The sequence below is a fragment of the Paenibacillus sp. Leaf72 genome (assembly GCF_001422685.1).
Classification (GTDB): Bacteria; Bacillota; Bacilli; order Paenibacillales; family Paenibacillaceae; genus Pristimantibacillus.
Map to the genome: position 1 here is coordinate 102,939 of NZ_LMLV01000005.1, position 16,362 is coordinate 119,300.

Annotated in this window: 14 protein-coding genes; 10 read left to right on the plus strand and 4 right to left on the minus strand. The window is 46.1% G+C overall.

What is annotated here, in order from left to right:
• Positions 1–8 precede the first annotated feature (8 nt).
• Positions 9–953: a carbohydrate ABC transporter permease gene (locus ASF12_RS12010; RefSeq protein ID WP_442952529.1), complete on the plus strand. Its 945-nt coding sequence runs from the start codon at positions 9–11 to the stop codon at positions 951–953.
• A 116-nt stretch (positions 954–1,069) separates the two neighbouring features.
• Here ASF12_RS12010 and ASF12_RS12015 read toward each other — a convergent pair whose 3' ends face one another.
• A complete protein-coding gene (locus tag ASF12_RS12015) occupies positions 1,070–1,636 on the minus strand; it encodes a TetR/AcrR family transcriptional regulator (RefSeq protein ID WP_056034553.1) in 567 nt (188 codons plus the stop codon).
• A 210-nt stretch (positions 1,637–1,846) separates the two neighbouring features.
• Here ASF12_RS12015 and lpdA point away from each other — a divergent pair, with 210 nt between their 5' ends.
• The 5 genes from lpdA to ASF12_RS12040 all read left to right on the plus strand — a co-directional run bounded on the left by lpdA (position 1,847) and on the right by ASF12_RS12040 (position 6,572).
• Complete coding sequence (gene lpdA / locus ASF12_RS12020; RefSeq protein WP_056034557.1) at positions 1,847–3,247, plus strand: dihydrolipoyl dehydrogenase; 1,401 nt, start codon at positions 1,847–1,849, stop codon at positions 3,245–3,247.
• Positions 3,248–3,283: 36 nt separating this feature from the next.
• Positions 3,284–3,916 carry an HlyD family efflux transporter periplasmic adaptor subunit gene (locus ASF12_RS12025; RefSeq protein ID WP_056034559.1) on the plus strand — a complete coding sequence of 211 codons (633 nt, stop codon included), beginning with the start codon at positions 3,284–3,286 and terminating at the stop codon, positions 3,914–3,916.
• Positions 3,900–5,072, plus strand: coding sequence for an ABC transporter permease (locus ASF12_RS12030; protein ID WP_056034563.1), 1,173 nt, complete (start codon positions 3,900–3,902; stop codon positions 5,070–5,072). The genes ASF12_RS12025 and ASF12_RS12030 overlap by 17 nt, the downstream gene beginning before the upstream one ends.
• 370 nt (positions 5,073–5,442) lie before the next feature.
• The gene (locus ASF12_RS12035; RefSeq protein WP_056034565.1) at positions 5,443–6,129 is read left to right on the plus strand and encodes a nuclease-related domain-containing protein; all 687 of its coding nucleotides are present in this window, start codon (positions 5,443–5,445) and stop codon (positions 6,127–6,129) included.
• Between the two features lie 80 nt (positions 6,130–6,209).
• Positions 6,210–6,572, plus strand: coding sequence for a hypothetical protein (locus ASF12_RS12040; protein WP_056034568.1), 363 nt, complete (start codon positions 6,210–6,212; stop codon positions 6,570–6,572).
• Positions 6,573–6,794: 222 nt separating this feature from the next.
• On the opposite strand, the gene ASF12_RS12050 is transcribed toward ASF12_RS12040, so the two are convergent.
• From ASF12_RS12050 to ASF12_RS12060, 3 genes are read right to left on the minus strand one after another with little or no spacing between them, the layout of a single operon-like run.
• Positions 6,795–7,190, minus strand: a complete 396-nt coding sequence (locus ASF12_RS12050; protein ID WP_056034575.1) for a hypothetical protein — start codon at positions 7,188–7,190, stop codon at positions 6,795–6,797.
• Between the two features lie 43 nt (positions 7,191–7,233).
• Positions 7,234–7,629: a hypothetical protein gene (locus tag ASF12_RS12055; protein WP_056034578.1), complete on the minus strand. Its 396-nt coding sequence runs from the start codon at positions 7,627–7,629 to the stop codon at positions 7,234–7,236.
• A gap of 43 nt (positions 7,630–7,672) precedes the next feature.
• Positions 7,673–8,068 (minus strand): hypothetical protein, encoded by a 396-nt coding sequence (locus ASF12_RS12060; protein WP_056034581.1) that lies wholly within the window; start codon positions 8,066–8,068, stop codon positions 7,673–7,675.
• Positions 8,069–8,375: 307 nt separating this feature from the next.
• Here ASF12_RS12060 and ASF12_RS12065 point away from each other — a divergent pair, with 307 nt between their 5' ends.
• From ASF12_RS12065 to ASF12_RS12075, 4 genes are all read left to right on the plus strand, one after another.
• On the plus strand, positions 8,376–9,536 hold the full coding sequence (locus ASF12_RS12065) for a leucine-rich repeat domain-containing protein (protein WP_056034584.1): 1,161 nt from the start codon (positions 8,376–8,378) through the stop codon (positions 9,534–9,536).
• A 162-nt stretch (positions 9,537–9,698) separates the two neighbouring features.
• Positions 9,699–11,255: a glycosyltransferase family 39 protein gene (locus ASF12_RS12070; RefSeq protein ID WP_056034587.1), complete on the plus strand. Its 1,557-nt coding sequence runs from the start codon at positions 9,699–9,701 to the stop codon at positions 11,253–11,255.
• A 30-nt stretch (positions 11,256–11,285) separates the two neighbouring features.
• Positions 11,286–11,426 (plus strand): hypothetical protein, encoded by a 141-nt coding sequence (locus tag ASF12_RS34450; protein WP_155973113.1) that lies wholly within the window; start codon positions 11,286–11,288, stop codon positions 11,424–11,426.
• A 394-nt stretch (positions 11,427–11,820) separates the two neighbouring features.
• Positions 11,821–16,338, plus strand: a complete 4,518-nt coding sequence (locus tag ASF12_RS12075) for an Ig-like domain-containing protein (RefSeq protein WP_056034590.1) — start codon at positions 11,821–11,823, stop codon at positions 16,336–16,338.
• Positions 16,339–16,362: the final 24 nt, after the last annotated feature.

Consider the following 16,362-nt stretch of genomic DNA (forward strand, 5'->3'; position numbering starts at 1 on the left):
GAGCACGAATGGAAATCGTAGCTGTCAAAAAGAATAAACGGATTAAGCATCGAATGAGCTCTTCCACCGGTGACCGCTTGTTTGTCATTTGCAACTACAGCTTCATGATTTTTTTGATGATTATTACTCTCTATCCATTTTTGAACGTACTTGCGGTTTCTCTCAACAGTGCACAGGATTCAATAAAAGGCGGAATATACCTGCTGCCACGAGAGTGGACAATCGCTAACTATAGCTACATTTTTAGAGAGGCGACTATTTTTCATGCGACTCTCATATCAGTCCTGCGAACGGTCATAGGAACTGTCGTAACCGTCTTCTGCTCGGCCATGCTGGCTTTTACGCTCAGCAGACAGGAATATGTGCTCCGCAAATTCATCACGGTGGCCTTTATTATGACTATGTATTTTAACGGCGGCCTAATTCCAAATTATCTCCTAATGAGAGATATGGGGATGATTGGAAGCTTCTGGGTATACATTCTTCCGGGAATCATTGGCGTGTTCAACCTGATCATCATTCGTTCCTTTATTGAGAATCTTCCGGAAAGCATCCTTGAATCGGGAAAAATTGACGGTGCAGGAGATTACAGAACCTTTTTCAGTATTATTTTACCGTTAACGGTACCCGTGCTTGCAACGGTAGCTTTATTTTCCGGGGTATACCAATGGAATTCGTGGTTCGACGTATTTCTATATAATTCATCAGACAGCAATTTAAGCACCTTGCAATATGAACTGCAGAAAATTCTGCAAAACTCCAATACGACCACCGGAACATCGAGCATGGATGGGATGATTCAAGGAGCCAGCGGAGCACAGCAAAATATGGTTACGCCTATGGCCGTTCGTGCTACGATGACGATTGTTGCCTCGGTGCCGATTATTATGGTGTATCCTTTCCTGCAGAAATATTTTGTCAAAGGCATGATGGTAGGCGGGGTAAAAGGGTAAGCTCCCAATTGGAGTCTAAGTGCTTCCGTGCGCCTCAATGCCGGGAGCAACTACTTGAACAAAAAAACACGCCATTTATGGGCGTGTTTTTTTTGTGCTTAGCAGCTTGGACAAGTCTAGGCCATAACCAACGCTTTGGCATACTGTTTGCCTGCCGAGAGAAGGCTGTCGCTCATTTCAGGATTGTGAACAGAACGTGCAAGAGCAAGGGAGCCGACCATAGTGCTCAGCAGGGCGCTGCCTTTGGTTAGGTCGATTTCCGCCAGATTGGAGATAAAAGCAATCATCCGCTCCAATTCAATGGTGAATACTTGCCGAACCTCTTCGGAGGAACGGGATATTTCGCTGGAAAGGGCAGGAAGAATGCAGCCCATCTCCGTTTTGTCGCGATGGTACGGACTTAAATAATAATCAATGACCGTATTGATTTTGGGATTTTGAAGCTCCTGATCAGCGATGTTCTGCAGCAGTGCGATCGTATCGCTAATGGCATACTGGCACGCTTCGGCGACCAGCTGCTCTTTATTGTCAAAATGCGAATAAAACCCTCCATGGGTCAATCCGGCCCCCTTCATAATGAACGGAACACTTACATCGTGGATACCATTGGTGCGAAAAGCCTGGGCAGCACTTTCAACGATCTTATTCCTTACTTTAAGCTTATGGCCTTTGGGATACGGCATTGTAATCACCCCATAACATCATCATTAACTTCATCATGCCATCCTTTAAAATATTATAATCGTCATAATTAAGCCTGTCAATTTAGCGATAAGCTAGCGGTTAGCTCCAAAAAGGCTAAACGCGGCTGTTGACGTTTTTAAAATATGATGATTATAATATATTACGATCATCATATTTAGAGAGGCAACTTCAATAGGAGGTATCACGATATGAGTAAGCTTGAATCGGTAGAAACGTTAGTCATTGGATCAGGTCCGGGAGGTTATGTGGCGGCGCTGCGCTGTTCACAGCTTGGAATGAAGACGGCAATTGTTGAACGCAGTCAGCTTGGGGGAGTATGCACGCATGTTGGCTGCATTCCATCCAAAGCGTTGATCGCAGAATCACATCGCCATGATTTGCTCCAAGAGTTCTATCATGCAGATGCGGCAGCGTCATTTAAGAATGCTCAGCTTTTCAAGCAGGGAATTGTGAACAAGCAGGCAGGCGGAGTTAGTTATCTATTAAAGACTGCCGATGTGAGCATTTTGGAGGGGGAAGCTCGTTTCGTTGATGAACATACAGCACTTATCAAACAAGCTGGACAGGAGCAGCTCATCTCTTTCAAGTACGCCATACTGGCAACGGGGTCTCGTCCGATTGAGCTGCAAGCCTTTCCGTTCGGCGGGCGTATGCTGTCTTCCACAGAGGCTCTTTCACTCCCAGAGGTTCCTGCTAGCTTAGTGGTCATCGGCGGTGGATATATCGGGATTGAGCTTGGGCAGATGTATGCCAAATTTGGCACAAAGGTGACGATTTTGGAGGGAGGAGAACAAGTGCTGCCGGGATTCGAGGCGGAGCTTGCTGCCCCTGTTGTCAAGCAGTTGAAGGCTGATGGGATAAATATCGTAACGGGTGCGACGGCGGGGAAAATGGTACAGAATTCCGCGAGCATTACGCTTCATTATTCTAAAAATCAAGAGCAGCATCAGGTTACAGCGGAATATGCATTAGTCACTGTCGGCAGAAAACCAAATACAGACGGCGAGTTAGGGCTGAATCGCATCGGCCTGCCAGTGACAAGCAGAGGACTGATCAGTACGGATAAACAGTGCAGAACGGCTATCCCGCATATTTTTGCAATTGGAGATATTACGGCTGGTCCGGCGCTCGCACACAAGGCTTCCTATGAAGCGAAAGTTGCGGCCGAAGCGATTGCAGGCTATGCCTCCGAGGTCGATTATAAAGCGATTCCGCTCGTCGTCTTTTCCAATCCAGAGCTGGCTAGTGTGGGCTTAAGTGAAACGGAGGCAAAGGCAAAAGCCATCCCGATTGTTGTCGGTAAAGCCCCTTTCGCAATCAACGGAAGAGCATTGGCATTGAAGGAAACGGAAGGTTTCGTCAAAGTGGTGGCGGACCCGATTTCAGGAATCGTCATTGGTGCGCAAATCGTTGGAGTGGAGGCATCCACCCTTATATCGGAGCTTGCCCTTGCGATCGAGATGGGGGCAGCCGTGGAAGACTTGGCTATGACGATTCACCCCCATCCTACATTGGGAGAAGTGATTATGGAGGCTGCCGAAAACGCGGTCACAAAAATGTGGATGAGGAAAAAAGAGCAGCAGATTTAACCGCATATCGACAATTGAAATGGGAGAGATACAACAATGAAAATAAAAGCAGGTTTTTATATCGGGATTGCGATGGTGCTTATCGTGGGAGGTTCGCTTCTTGCGATGAAAGGAAAGGATGCTGTCAGTCAGGCTGAGAGCAGGAAGCAAGGTGTGCTTGAGGCGGAGCAAACGACCCTATTCTATGACAAGAGTCCAGGGATGATTGTAAAGGTTAATGCAACTGTAGGCGATTCCGTAAAACAGGGAGATGTGCTCTTTAAGGTTAAATCAGCTGGCGAAGGGGAAATCGATGTGCTTGCGCCGGATGACGGATTGATCAGCAGAGTCGCTGTAAAGCCGGGGGAACAGCTGGCACAAGGCATGCCAGTTGCGATTTTGCAAAAGAATACCTTCTATACAGATCTATACATTCAGGAAAGTGAAATGGATAAGCTTGAGGTCAATAAAAGGGTAGAGGTTCATTTTCCATATGTGGAGCGTCAAGTTCAGATCGATGGTGTTGTAGCTTCCATTGCAGCTGCGCCTCAATTTGCCAACCTGCGTATGAGTCGTGAGAAAGGGCAAGCTGATTTAAGCATGTTCCTTGTTCGAATAGCTATGGAATCAAATGCTGATTTGCTTCCGGGCATGACCGCGGAGGTGAGACTTGATGAATTCGCTGATTGACGAGTGGAAGCACGTAGCGGGCAGCAAGTATGCTCGCATGATCTTTATCGGTCCGATAATTGCGGCCATCTTTTTTGGATTAATGTTTTCGCAGAACCAGATCAGTGAATCGCCTATTGTCGTCATTGATGAGGATCACAGTGCATATTCCCGGCAGATCATTTCCAAAATAAATGCTTCCCCATACATGAAAGTCACTAACGTGTACGCCAGCCGTATGGCCCCAGAAGCATTGCTGGCTAATGAGCAGGCTGTAGCGGTCATCATGCTTCCCAAACAGTTGGAGCAGCATCAGCTGCAGGGAATATCAACGAATATCGGCATTTTAATGGATAATACGATGCCCTCCGGGCTAACGGGCATCCGAACCGCGATTCAGGAAGTCATCGTAACGGAAAATACGACCGTTTCCATGACCCGTCTGCTGCAAAAAGGGATGGATGCCGAAACGTCCAAAGGGCTCGTCTCACCGTTGTCCCTTCAGCAGCGTATGCTGTTTAATCCGACCACAAGCTATGTCGGCTTTATGGTGCTTGGCTTTGTAAATATAGTCGTTTTAATGATTACAACAAGTGCTGCTGGCTCGATTGTACCTCGCCTGCGTCAGGAGGGAAAGCTCTTCGCCAACGGAAAGTCGCCTTTGCAGCTGTGGATGCGCAGTGTACCTTACGCTGTTCTGAGCTCCCTATCCCTGCTCCTGTGCTATGGATTATTAAAACAGGTGGGGGCCATGCGGTTTGAAGCGGAGCCCTATGTTTTTATCATCCCCTTGCTTGTTTATGCCTTTGCTTTGTCACTCGTGGGAATGTTGATTGGCTATTCTGCCAAAGACCAGTCCAAAATCAGTTTACGAACCAGCTTGGTGTTGTATCCATCGTTTCTTGCTACGGGAATTCAGCTGACTCCGCTTGCGTTTCCAGAGCCTTTTCAAATTTTCGCATGGGCATTGCCTTTGAACTGGCTTAACCGCCTCATCCGCGGGATGGCTTTTCGCGAGGGGGAGCTAACAGCCTACGGTCAGGAATTGGGGGCGCTGCTGATCATTATCGGCGTTGTGTCCTTGTTAATTGGATTACTTGTAATGCAGGAAGCTGGGAAAACAGATTCCAGCCGGGAATCGAGGATGACTTCAGATGTTGTGCCGAGCAGAGGTTAATCAATTAGGGCGCAGCTAGTGGAGCAGGACAATAAAATAGGGATGTATTGAAGTAAATCGTAAAGAGGGGTATCGAGCCTCTCTTTTTTTGCTCCTAATACAAGCTTGCATCTGAACTCGCTAAAAAGCTTAGACCGCTTCCATGGACATTACGAGTCACTCTAGGCGTTCTCCAGTTTTCTTATTGAGAATCTCTCACAGTATAAGGAGGCAAACAAAACTTTGTATAGGCAAGATGATATAATACATATAAATGGAATTTTAAAAATGGGATTAGCGCTTCGAAATAAAGTGATGTACATATCTTGGATATCGATGATTTAAAGCCTAAAGTCAATTTCCGAGAGTCATATATAAGAGGAGCTGTACAATGTTAAATAAGTTTTTGGCTTTTTTTAAAAAGAAGTCGTCTGAAAAGCCCGTTGTACCTAGAAAATCGTCTAAACCACCGCAGCGAAAAAAGATAGAAGCGACTCGTATTGGCGAATTAGGCGAGCATAAAATAAATATTCAATTGGATCAGTTGCCAAAAGACTGCAAGTATTTAAGTGATTTGCTAATCTCTAATCCTAAGTCACGCTCAGGTTATTCCCAGGTGGATCATCTCGTTATTTCTCCCTATGGACTATTCGTCATTGAAACGAAAAACTATAACGGGGAGATTAAGGGCGGGCGGAATGATACGCACTGGAGCGTGAGCAATCGTTTCAAAATGTATAATCCTCTTAGACAAAACTACGGGCATATGAAAGCATTGGAATCGCATTTAGAGGAATATGGAACATTGAGATATATTTCAGTGATTTCTTTTACCATGAGATGTCGATTCAGCATTGATCCCGAGCTGCGCAAAATTCATTCTGACGAGCTGATTGTATATGATGTGGAATTATCTGAGTTTATTAACCGGAAATTAAATCGACTAAAAGCCGAGAATCCGACAGCGAATGTGACGAAGGAAAGCGTACAAACTATCTACGAGAAAGTAAGAAGGTTAAACATTACCGATTTAAATAGTAGGGCAGAGCATATTGAAAAGGTGAAGAAAAGTACTTAAGAGATTCATTATAAATAATCAGAGGTATTCTATGAAGCAAGGTCTTTATGAGCAAATCATGAATAACAGGAGCGTGATTAATGGGCATTAATAAAAAAGGTAGAAGAAAGATTGTATGTAACGCCAGATTATTTTATTGGTATGTCCAGCCGGACTATGACGATTGTGGGCAAATAAAGCTAAATATCGTTTCAGATGATAAAAAGTGGATCGTTTCATATGAAGTCGGTCAGTCCAAGAATCCCAAAACACCCCACATCGTTATTAAGGGACGGGAATTTGAAGGATTAGATAGATCCGGTTGGCAAGGCTGGATGAGGGTACAGACTCCAATCTGGGAGGATACGATTATCACACCAGAATTAGTAAAGACAATTATTGAATGGTGTTTTCACAAGAAGGAGCGATTAATCGTTGTTGATTGGAAGGGGGAAATCATTTAGAGCCTAAATGATAGACTTGAGTCCAGAGGATACGAGCAACACCTTAAAAAAGGAGAGGTTTGATATAGCTCTATTTACAATGGTATTTAGAGAACATGGAGTGGGAAACAAGAACACGCAGGTACCCAATGGTATCCGCGTGTTCTTGTTCATTTGTATGACTCCATATTTTACAATGACAAAGTCAAGCATAATTAGAAATGATGACGATGTCCAATCCTATTATTTGAAGGTAATGCTATAGGATACGGACGGATAGGCTGTTGTCGATCCTGGAACGCGCTCTACTACTGTGATTAGAGTGCCAGGGTTATAGTAGGCCGAACCGCTGTTGTAATAGGTGCTGTTAACGATGGTCGTTCCTAGATCGAGCGTCGTATTGTTGTAGCTCCAGTAGTAATGCAGTTGAAGTGCATTAGGAACGGCTGTAGTGACGGTGACACTTGTACCTGTAGTTTTAGCATTAGGGAGGATGTAGGCATAGGATTGAGTAGCAGCAAGGGTATTATAATAGAGACCGCCGTAGCCGACGATAGCAGGATTAGCCGCTGCCGTCATGCTGAACATAAGAGACATTGCCAAAACGAGAACAAATAGTTTTGTGCTCCGTTTTTTCATAAATAGTCCGTCCTCTCCCAAAATGGATGGCTAACTTGTGCGATTAGTTGAAAGTAATAGAGTAATATACGGAAGGATAAGCAGTCGTCGATCCTGGAACGCGCTCTACTACTGTAATGAGAGTGCCAGGGCTGTAGTAGCCCGAGCCGCCATTGTAATTTGTGCTGTTTACGATGGATGTGCCAAGGTCCTGTGTTGTATTGTTGTAGCTCCAGTAGTAATGCAGTTGAATGGCATTTGCTGCCGTTGCCGTTACCTTAACGCTTGATCCAGATGTTTTAGCATTAGGGAGAATGTAGGTATAGCTTTGACCAGCTGTGAGCGTATAGGAATTGGTAATTCCATAGGCTATGATAGTAGGGTTGGCCGATGCCGTCATGCTGAACATAAGAGACATTGCCAAAACAAGTACGAATAATTTTGCGCTTCGTTTTTTCATAAATGGTCCGTCCTCTCAAAAAATGGATTATTAACTTATGCGATTAATTGAAAGTAATGGAGTAAGATACGGAAGGTAAAGGAGTCGTCGATCCTGGAACGCGCTCTACTACTGTAGTCAAAGTGCCAGGGCTGTAGTAAGCCGCACCACCATTGTAATTTGTGCTGTTTACGACGTATGTGCCAAGGTCCAATGTTGTATTGTTGTAGGTCCAGTAGTAATGCAGTTGAATGGCATTTGCTGTCGATGCTGTTACCTTAACGCTTGTACCAGATGTTTTAGCATTAGAAAGAAAATAGGCAGAGGTTTGCCCAGCTGTGAGCGTATCGGAATAGGTCATTCCATAGGCTACGACATTAGCACTGGCCGATGCCGTCATGCTGAACATAAGAGACATTGCCAAAACAAGTACGAATAATTTTGCGCTTAGTTTTTTCATAAAAGGTCCGTCCTCTCAAAAAAGGATTATTTTAAAGCTTAAGTTAGATACAAACTAAGCCTTTCGAAGCGGTCCGCATCAATCCCCTCTCACTTAATGTTAGCGCTAACATTTCTAACCATTCCAATATATCCTATTAAAATACCGTTGTAAATGGTAGAGAAGAAGGAGCAAATGACGGGTTTTGTCGAGTTTTGGGAATGGAAATATCCAAATTTATGCTATGATAGATTTAGTCTGTCTATTGGAGTTTTGGCAGCCACTAATCGACTACATTCATTAGGATTTTGCCTCAAGGAGGAGCGCTATGAATATTACAGAAGATTTTATAGATGAACGATTCAAAACATATATTTTAGAAAATTATTGTGAAAATCGCGAATGGATTCAGACGAGCGATGTGGAGCAAATCGTATCGCTGCAGCTCGCAAGCCAAACATATTCAAGTCTGAAGGGCATTGAACATTTTACGTCTCTTGAAGAGCTGGATTGCTCATACAATAACCTGATGGAGCTAGATATCAGCAGCAATCTAAATCTGAGAAAGCTTAACTGCAACAAAAATGAGATTCATGCCTTGAATTTGACGAGCAATAGGAAGCTGGAAGTTCTGGATTGCGGGTTCAACCGAATTCGGGAGCTGGATATTAGCCGCAACGCCATGCTCGTCAAGCTGGACTGTTATTGGAATATCCTCTCGGAATTGCAAATCAATCAGAACACGAAGCTAGAGGAGCTAAACTGCGGCTACAATGCCCTTTTTAATATAAATTTGGATCAAAATATACAGCTTTCACGCCTTGATTGCGGAAACAATTATTTAATAAGCTTGAACGTAAAGGACTGTCCGAGCCTGCTTGAAATTCGCTGCAACAACAATCATCTTACGGAATTGGATGTAACCCACAATCCAGCGCTGCAAAGCTTAAGATGCTTCAATAATCATATTAAAGACTTGGATATTAGCCATAATGCGCTTTTAGCCGAGCTTTATTGCTCGGAAAATAAAATCTCGAAGCTGGATACGAGCCATAATCCAAAGCTTGCGCGGCTGGATTATTCGAGCAATCTCATTGTCGAGCCCGATCACACGATCAAAGGAGTTGGAACCTTCGTATACGACGTCTCGCTTACATCCTATTCCACCACGCTTCTATATAAGGAGAAAGAGCTTGCCATAAGTGTGGCTGTCGCCACCAAAGCGGACATGAAACGGCTGTCGCCCATTATAAAAAAAGCGTGGGAGCATTTAGAGGAGCTATGTGATAGCACGCTGGGTTTGATTGCCGGCATGCATCCTGATGAGGATGTGAATGAGCTCGTTTTGTCCGGGCTGGAGTTTGCCGGAGACCGCACTTTTCGTTTAGGCTACGATGCTGGCGACAGTCCAGCGGGGCAGCTATACATTTACGCGGCTTTTAATCATAAGCTTGAAATGGAAAGCGAGCTCATCTATGAAGTTTATTAATAACGATTATTCGAATTCGAAACACAAATCAAATTCCATACACCTGCCAAACAAGACGCCCCGGGAGCTTGCCCCTGGAGCGTCTTTATTTTGTCTATTCATGAGATTTTCAGATTAGGGACTTATAATGCTTCTATATTCATGCTGTAAAGGAGGTTGTCCATGGTTAAGGGCATTCAAAAAATATTGTATGTGATGCTTGCTTGTTTTATCGGACTTTTTATCGCGTCGTCGTTTTTTGTGAGGGCGGAATATCATTTTTACGAATACGGCGATACGCCACACTTGGGAAAGCAGCAGCTGGTTTTATTTATTTTGATCATCGGGACAGTCCTCGCCTTAAGCATCTTTCTATACAAGCTTTGCTTGAAGCTGAACAATTACAGCTGGAAAATCGTTATTCCTGCCACGCTGCTGCTTTCGTGTGCGCTCCAAATCGCGATCATTTTCCTGTTTCCCCGCCTGCCTACGGATGATTCCGAGACGGTGCTTTCTCTGGCGATGAATATGCTGTATCAAAAGGATTATTCCACCTTTCAGACCGGCGGATATCTGTATATGTTTCCGTTTAACTTTTCCATCGTCCTATACTTAAAAACACTGCTGCAGCTATTTCCAGATAATTATTTGGTCATCAAAATCTTTAACATTATGTTTACGCTCGTTACTACACTAATGATTTACTTGCTCTATAGAGAGCTGAATGCCAAGTACAAGGAAAATGACTATGGCGTTCTAGTGTTTGGCGCGACCTATATTCCGGCACTGTTTATGAGCAATTTTATTTATAACGATGTGATCGCTACCGCTTTTCTGACCAGCGCTTTGTATTTCTCTGTGAGGTTTATCCGAACCAGATCGATTAAGACGATCATCCTCGCTGCCATTTTGCTGGCCATTGGCAACTATTTCAGAAGCATCGGCGTTATTTTTCTGATCGCTGTGCTGCTTAGCCTTATTTTCAACATAAGGAAAATCGGAGTGAAGAAGGCTATCGCCTCGATGCTCCTAATGGCGGCGCTGTTTAATGTTCCAGCTTGGACGCAAAATGCGGTATTGCAGGCGACGAATGTCGTAAATGAATCGGTCATTGAAAATTCTGCGCCTGTCTACATGTGGCTGAATATGGGCATCAACAAAAACACGTTTGGGTTTTGGGACAGCCGGCAAAGCTACAATATTTATCAAAGAGACGCGGGCTATAATAAGGCGGACAGTGTAGTGCTGTTTAAGGAGTCGATTAGCAATAAGCTTTCCGAGGCGAGTATAGGCGATTTAACAGAAATGTATTTTAAAAAGATCGTCTGGACGTGGACGGAAGGAACGTACCAGATGGAGCGGTACGGCATGGGCAACGATGGCTCGTCCGATACAGGAGGGAGAAGGAGCTTTAATCTGGAGCGCTACAGCTATACGACATGGGCGACGGACTTGTTTAAAGCTGATTCAAATTATAGAACGGCGCTGCTTTGGATGCTGTATGTGATGAGCTTTCTAATGTATGTCGGGATTTTCATCCGATTGCTTGGTGGAATTAAAGGCAAGCGATTCGAAGAAACCTCTTTAATTCTCGTCATTTTAGGATTCATCGGGTTTTATTTGTTATGGGAAATCAAGTCCCGATATATCTACCCCGTGTATCCATTGCTGATTGTGTTATCCTACATGGGCTTTAAGGATTTTTATGAGTATGGGTGGAAAAAATATTTCCTCCGATAACGATTATAAGCTGGAAGAGGTGAGCTAAAGATGCGCAGTACAAGATATGGCTTTGCTTTAATTATCGTTATGCTCAGCTGCTCCCTGGTGCTTGCCTCATGCGAGGCCATTACCGCTCAAGCGATAACCCAATCGGACGCAGGCTCCAGGGGAAATGGCGGGCGTCAATAGCGATCATACGACTCCAGAAACGCGTTGGGCAAAACGCCAAGCTGCTAAATTTATCAAACAAGAAAACAAGCAATTAGGGAATGGGAAAAAAATGAACGATACCAGTCGAAATTTTCACTCGTAGAAATTATTTACGATTGGGAAAAGTTCTATAGAAGAAAATAATGGGGGGGATTTGGCCTGGGAAGCGCCAATAATAAAATATCCCCCATTAAACAAAAACCGCGAAAGCCTAGTGCTCCGCGGTTTTTCGCATTTTATCCCTAAATTCTTTTATTATTCTTTTATTGGATCTTAGTATAATTATATGGATACGCTAAGGCGTCGCTATTAAGATGCTGATTTCTTGGCGCGTTCTTTAACAAACAGAAAAAAGCAATCGGGAGGCCATAAAATGGATAAAAGAGTATGGAACAGAGCGGCGGTTATGCTTATCGTCATCAGTATGCTCTCAGGCATGCTGCTGACGACGGGGATGCCCCAAGTCGTGTATGCGGCCGAAGATACGGTGAATTTCTCAGGGGGAGACGGCACGCTTGCGAATCCCTATAAAGTGTCAAGCGCGGCGGAATTAAGCAACGTCAATATTCCGGGAGCAGGAGCTTATTTTCAGCAGACAGGGGATATTCACTTGACTGGAAATTGGACGCCGCTCGGGGCTTTTCGCGGTATTTATGACGGCAATGGTTTTGGCATTTATAATCTGAATATGAATTCAGCGGATATCTTTGTGGGCTTGTTTTCAGAATTAGGTAGCGGGGCTTTACTGAAAAATATGACGCTGGCCGATTTCAATATTACGGCTACAGGAAATAATGCGCATGTCGGAGGTTTGGTCGGCTACACCGCATCGAGTGCAACCGTTACGGATAGCAAGGCAAGCGGTCTCCTTTCTTTCACCGATCCTACCTCGGTAGGGGGTCTGGTTGGTAATAACGCAGGGACGATCATCAATAGCTCAAGCAACAGCGTCATTACTAGTGGCGCTGATATCTTTAGTGCGGGCGGCCTGGTCGGTGTGAATGCTGGATCAATCATGGGCAGCAGCGCCAGCGGTTCTGTAAATGCAAATCATCTTCAGGCTTATGCTGGCGGTCTCGTTGGCATGAACGCGGGAACCGTTAGCGATAGCGAAAGCAGCAGTACGGTAACGACGGGAGATGCATCTTCAGCGGGCGGTCTGATTGGCTCCAATACATCAAGCGGAACCATTAATAACAGCTTCGGCTCCGGTAATGCCAGTGGCAAAAATAGCTCGGTTGTCGGGGGGCTAGTCGGCAGAAATGCAGGCAATATCAATGGCAGCTACAGTACAGGCAATACAGACGCCGATACAGATGGAATGGTCGGTGGTTTGGTTGGTTATAAGTCAGCTGGATCGATTAACAATAGCTACAGCACAGGAAGTGCCAGCGGCGATAACTCGGTCTTTGTAGGCGGTCTCATTGGAATGAATATGGGAGATGTCAGCAACAGCTACAGCGTGAGTATTGCAAGTGGCGGAAGGGATGCCACTGGCGGTCTGATTGGCTACAATCCTAGCGGCAATGTTACAAACAGCTATTACTATTATATAAGTGCTGCCACCTCGGCCGGAGGCTCAGCTAAAAATGACGGAGAGCTTATGCAGCAGGTGACCTACTCCGCTTGGGACTTCAACAATGTATGGAGAGTAGTGGAAGGGTACACTTATCCTTCTCTCCAGTGGCAGACTTATACGCCGAAAGAATCCACAGCTTTGGATTATGTGAATTTAACCTGGGATTTGATTAAGGGAACCAATAGCTCGGAAAATAATGTGACAGCGGATCTTCAACTCCCGACAAACGGCGCTGCGGGTTCAACTATCCTATGGAGCGCATCGGTGAGCGGACTCATTAATCCAAGCACAGGCCAAGTGACAAGGGCAACCGACGATGATCATGCCGTTACTTTGACAGCTACAATCAGCAAATCCGGAGGGCAAACCCGGATAAAGTCCTTCAACTTGACCGTTATAGAGGCGCCTAACAATAAGCCTAATCGCAAGGCGGATGTAAATGCGGCGGACACTGCCAAAGTAGCGCTAAACACGCCTTATACGCTTGATCTCTCGACGATCTTTGAAGATGTGGACAGCGACCCGCTAAGCTATAACGTAGCGGTGAACGGCGCAGCAGCGGTAGCAGCAAGCGCAGCCTACTCCTACACGCCAAATACGGCAGGTCCAGTAACGCTTGTTTTCACGGCAAGTGATGGCGAAGATATTTCGGACGATACGTATACGATGGAGTTGGCGGTGAATCAAGCGCCTGTTCGACAGGCGGCTGTAGCTGCAGCGACAACTGCGACTGTATCGTTAAATGCAGCGTATACGCTTGATCTAGCCGCTATTTTTGAAGATGCAGACGCGGATACATTAACCTACGACGTATCCATAGATGGCGCTGCGGCAGTAACAGCAGCAGAGAATTATACGTATACGCCGGCAGCGGCAGGTCAAATTACGCTCGTTTTTACCGCTAATGATGGCATGAGCGATTCATCGGACACGTATACGGTAGAGCTGACGGTGAACACGCTGCCTGTCCGCCAGCCGGATAAGGATGCGACAGTCGAAGCGACGGTGACAGTAAATGCGCCGTTTACGCTCGATCTAGCCACTATTTTTGCAGATGCCGACGGAAATGGATTGACGTACAAGGTATCGGTGGATGGTTCGGCGGCGGTAGCAGCGGCTGAAAATTACACGTACACGCCGACAACAGCAGGCCAAGTAACGCTTCTTTTTACAGCGAACGATGGAACGAACGATTCGGTGGACACCTACACGGTGAAGCTCACGGCTAATACGGTGCCTGTCCGCCAAGCAGATGTAGCTGCAACGACAGCAGCCATTGTGACGGTGAATACGCCGTATACACTTAATCTTGCCAGCATTTTTGAGGATGCGGATGGTGATGGCTTGACGTACAAGGTGTCGGTGGATGGTGCGGCGGCAGTAGCTGCGTCAGAGAATTACATGTATACGCCGACAGCGGGAGGCGAATACACGCTTGTTTTTACGGCGAACGACGGAGTGATAGATTCTGTAGATACCTATACGGTGGAGCTTACAGCTAATACGATGCCAGTACGTCAGTCGAGCGTTGGAGCGACGTCTAATGCCGTTATAACGCTGAACGAGTCCTATACGCTCGATCTAGCTGCTATTTTTGAAGATGCAGACGGCGATGGAATAACGTACAAGGTATCCATAGATGGAGCAGCCGCTGTTGCTGCAACGGAAAATTATATGTACACGCCGACAAAAGCAGGCCAAGTAACGCTTCTCTTTACAGCGAACGATGGAACAATCGATTCGGTGGACACCTATACGGTAGAGCTGACGGTCAACACGGTGCCTGTCCGCCAAGCAGATGTGGATGCGACAGCAACCGCAATTGTGACAGTGAATACGCCATATACACTTGATCTTGCTAACATTTTTGAAGATGCAGATGGCGATGGCTTGACGTACAAGGTGTCGGTGGATGGTACGGCGGCAGTAGCGGCAACCGAGAATTACACGTACACGCCAACATTGGCAGGGACTGTGACGCTGGTCTTCACAGCCAACGATGGATTTACAGATTCAGCGGACACTTATACCGTGACACTGACGGTAAACCAACCAAGCAATGGTAGTGGCGGTAATAGTGGCAATGGTAACGGTGGAGGAAGCGGGAACGGTGGAGGCAGTACGGTGCCACCGGCATACTCTGTAACCGTTACAGGAAGCGGGGGAACGACGCTTCCAACACTGCCGGTCAAGGTTGATACAGCAGCAGGGCGCGCAGTCATTTCCATTGGCGAGCTGGCGAAACAGATATTCACCGGCAGCGAGACGACGGTTATGACTGTGCCCAATATCCCTGCTATACAATCTTACACGCTCGAAGTGCCAGCAGATTCACTGTCCATGGCGCAAGCCGCTGGTGAACTCATTTTCATAACTCGTGTAGGCAGTATAGCCATTCCAGCTAACATGCTGCATGGCATGGCAGAAACGAATGGGAAAATCGCAAGCCTTACGATCGGCGTTGGCGATAAGAAAGGATTGTCCGCTAAAGGGGCTGAAGCGATTGGCGACCGCCCGCTAATTGAGCTTACATTGGCGCTGAATGGCGTAACGACGCCGTGGAACAATCCAGCTGCGCCAGTTAAAATCACGATCCCTTACGCACCAACGGCTGAAGAATTGAAAAATCCAGAGCATATCGTCATTTGGTATATGGATGGCAGTGGCGACGCCATCGCTGTTCCAAGCGGACGCTATGATGCGGTGAGCGGAACGGTAACCTTTGAAACGTCGCATTTTAGCTCCTACGCAGTGGCCTATGTTCACAAAACCTTTGCAGACTTAGGCAAAGTGGAATGGGCTAGGCACTCAATTGAGGTGATGGCCTCCAAGGGGATCATTGGCGGCACATCGGCTGAGACCTATATGCCGGCCGCCAACATCACTCGGGCCGATTACCTAGTTCTGCTGGTGAAGACGTTAGGGCTGACAACCGAGTTTAAAGAAAACTTCGCTGATGCAGAATCGGATGCCTACTATTATGAAGCACTGGGCATTGCCAAGCAGCTAGGTTTGGCAACAGGAACAGGCAGCAATGAATTCCATCCGCAGGAAAGCATCTCGCGGCAGGATATGATCGTACTGACGGCCCGGGCGTTGGAGAAGTTCAGAGGGCTGGAAGCAGCAGCAGATGTCTCCGTGCTGGAGCCTTATAGCGACAGAGAGGATATAGCTGCCTATGCGGAATCAAGCCTCACGCTTCTTGTGGAAGAAGGTTTAATCTCCGGTTCTGGACGTAAGCTTAATCCCGGGGCGCTAACAACCCGCGCGGAAGCAGCGGTATTCCTTTACCGGATTTATAACCAATACTAATCGGTTTTGAACCCCATATAAGAG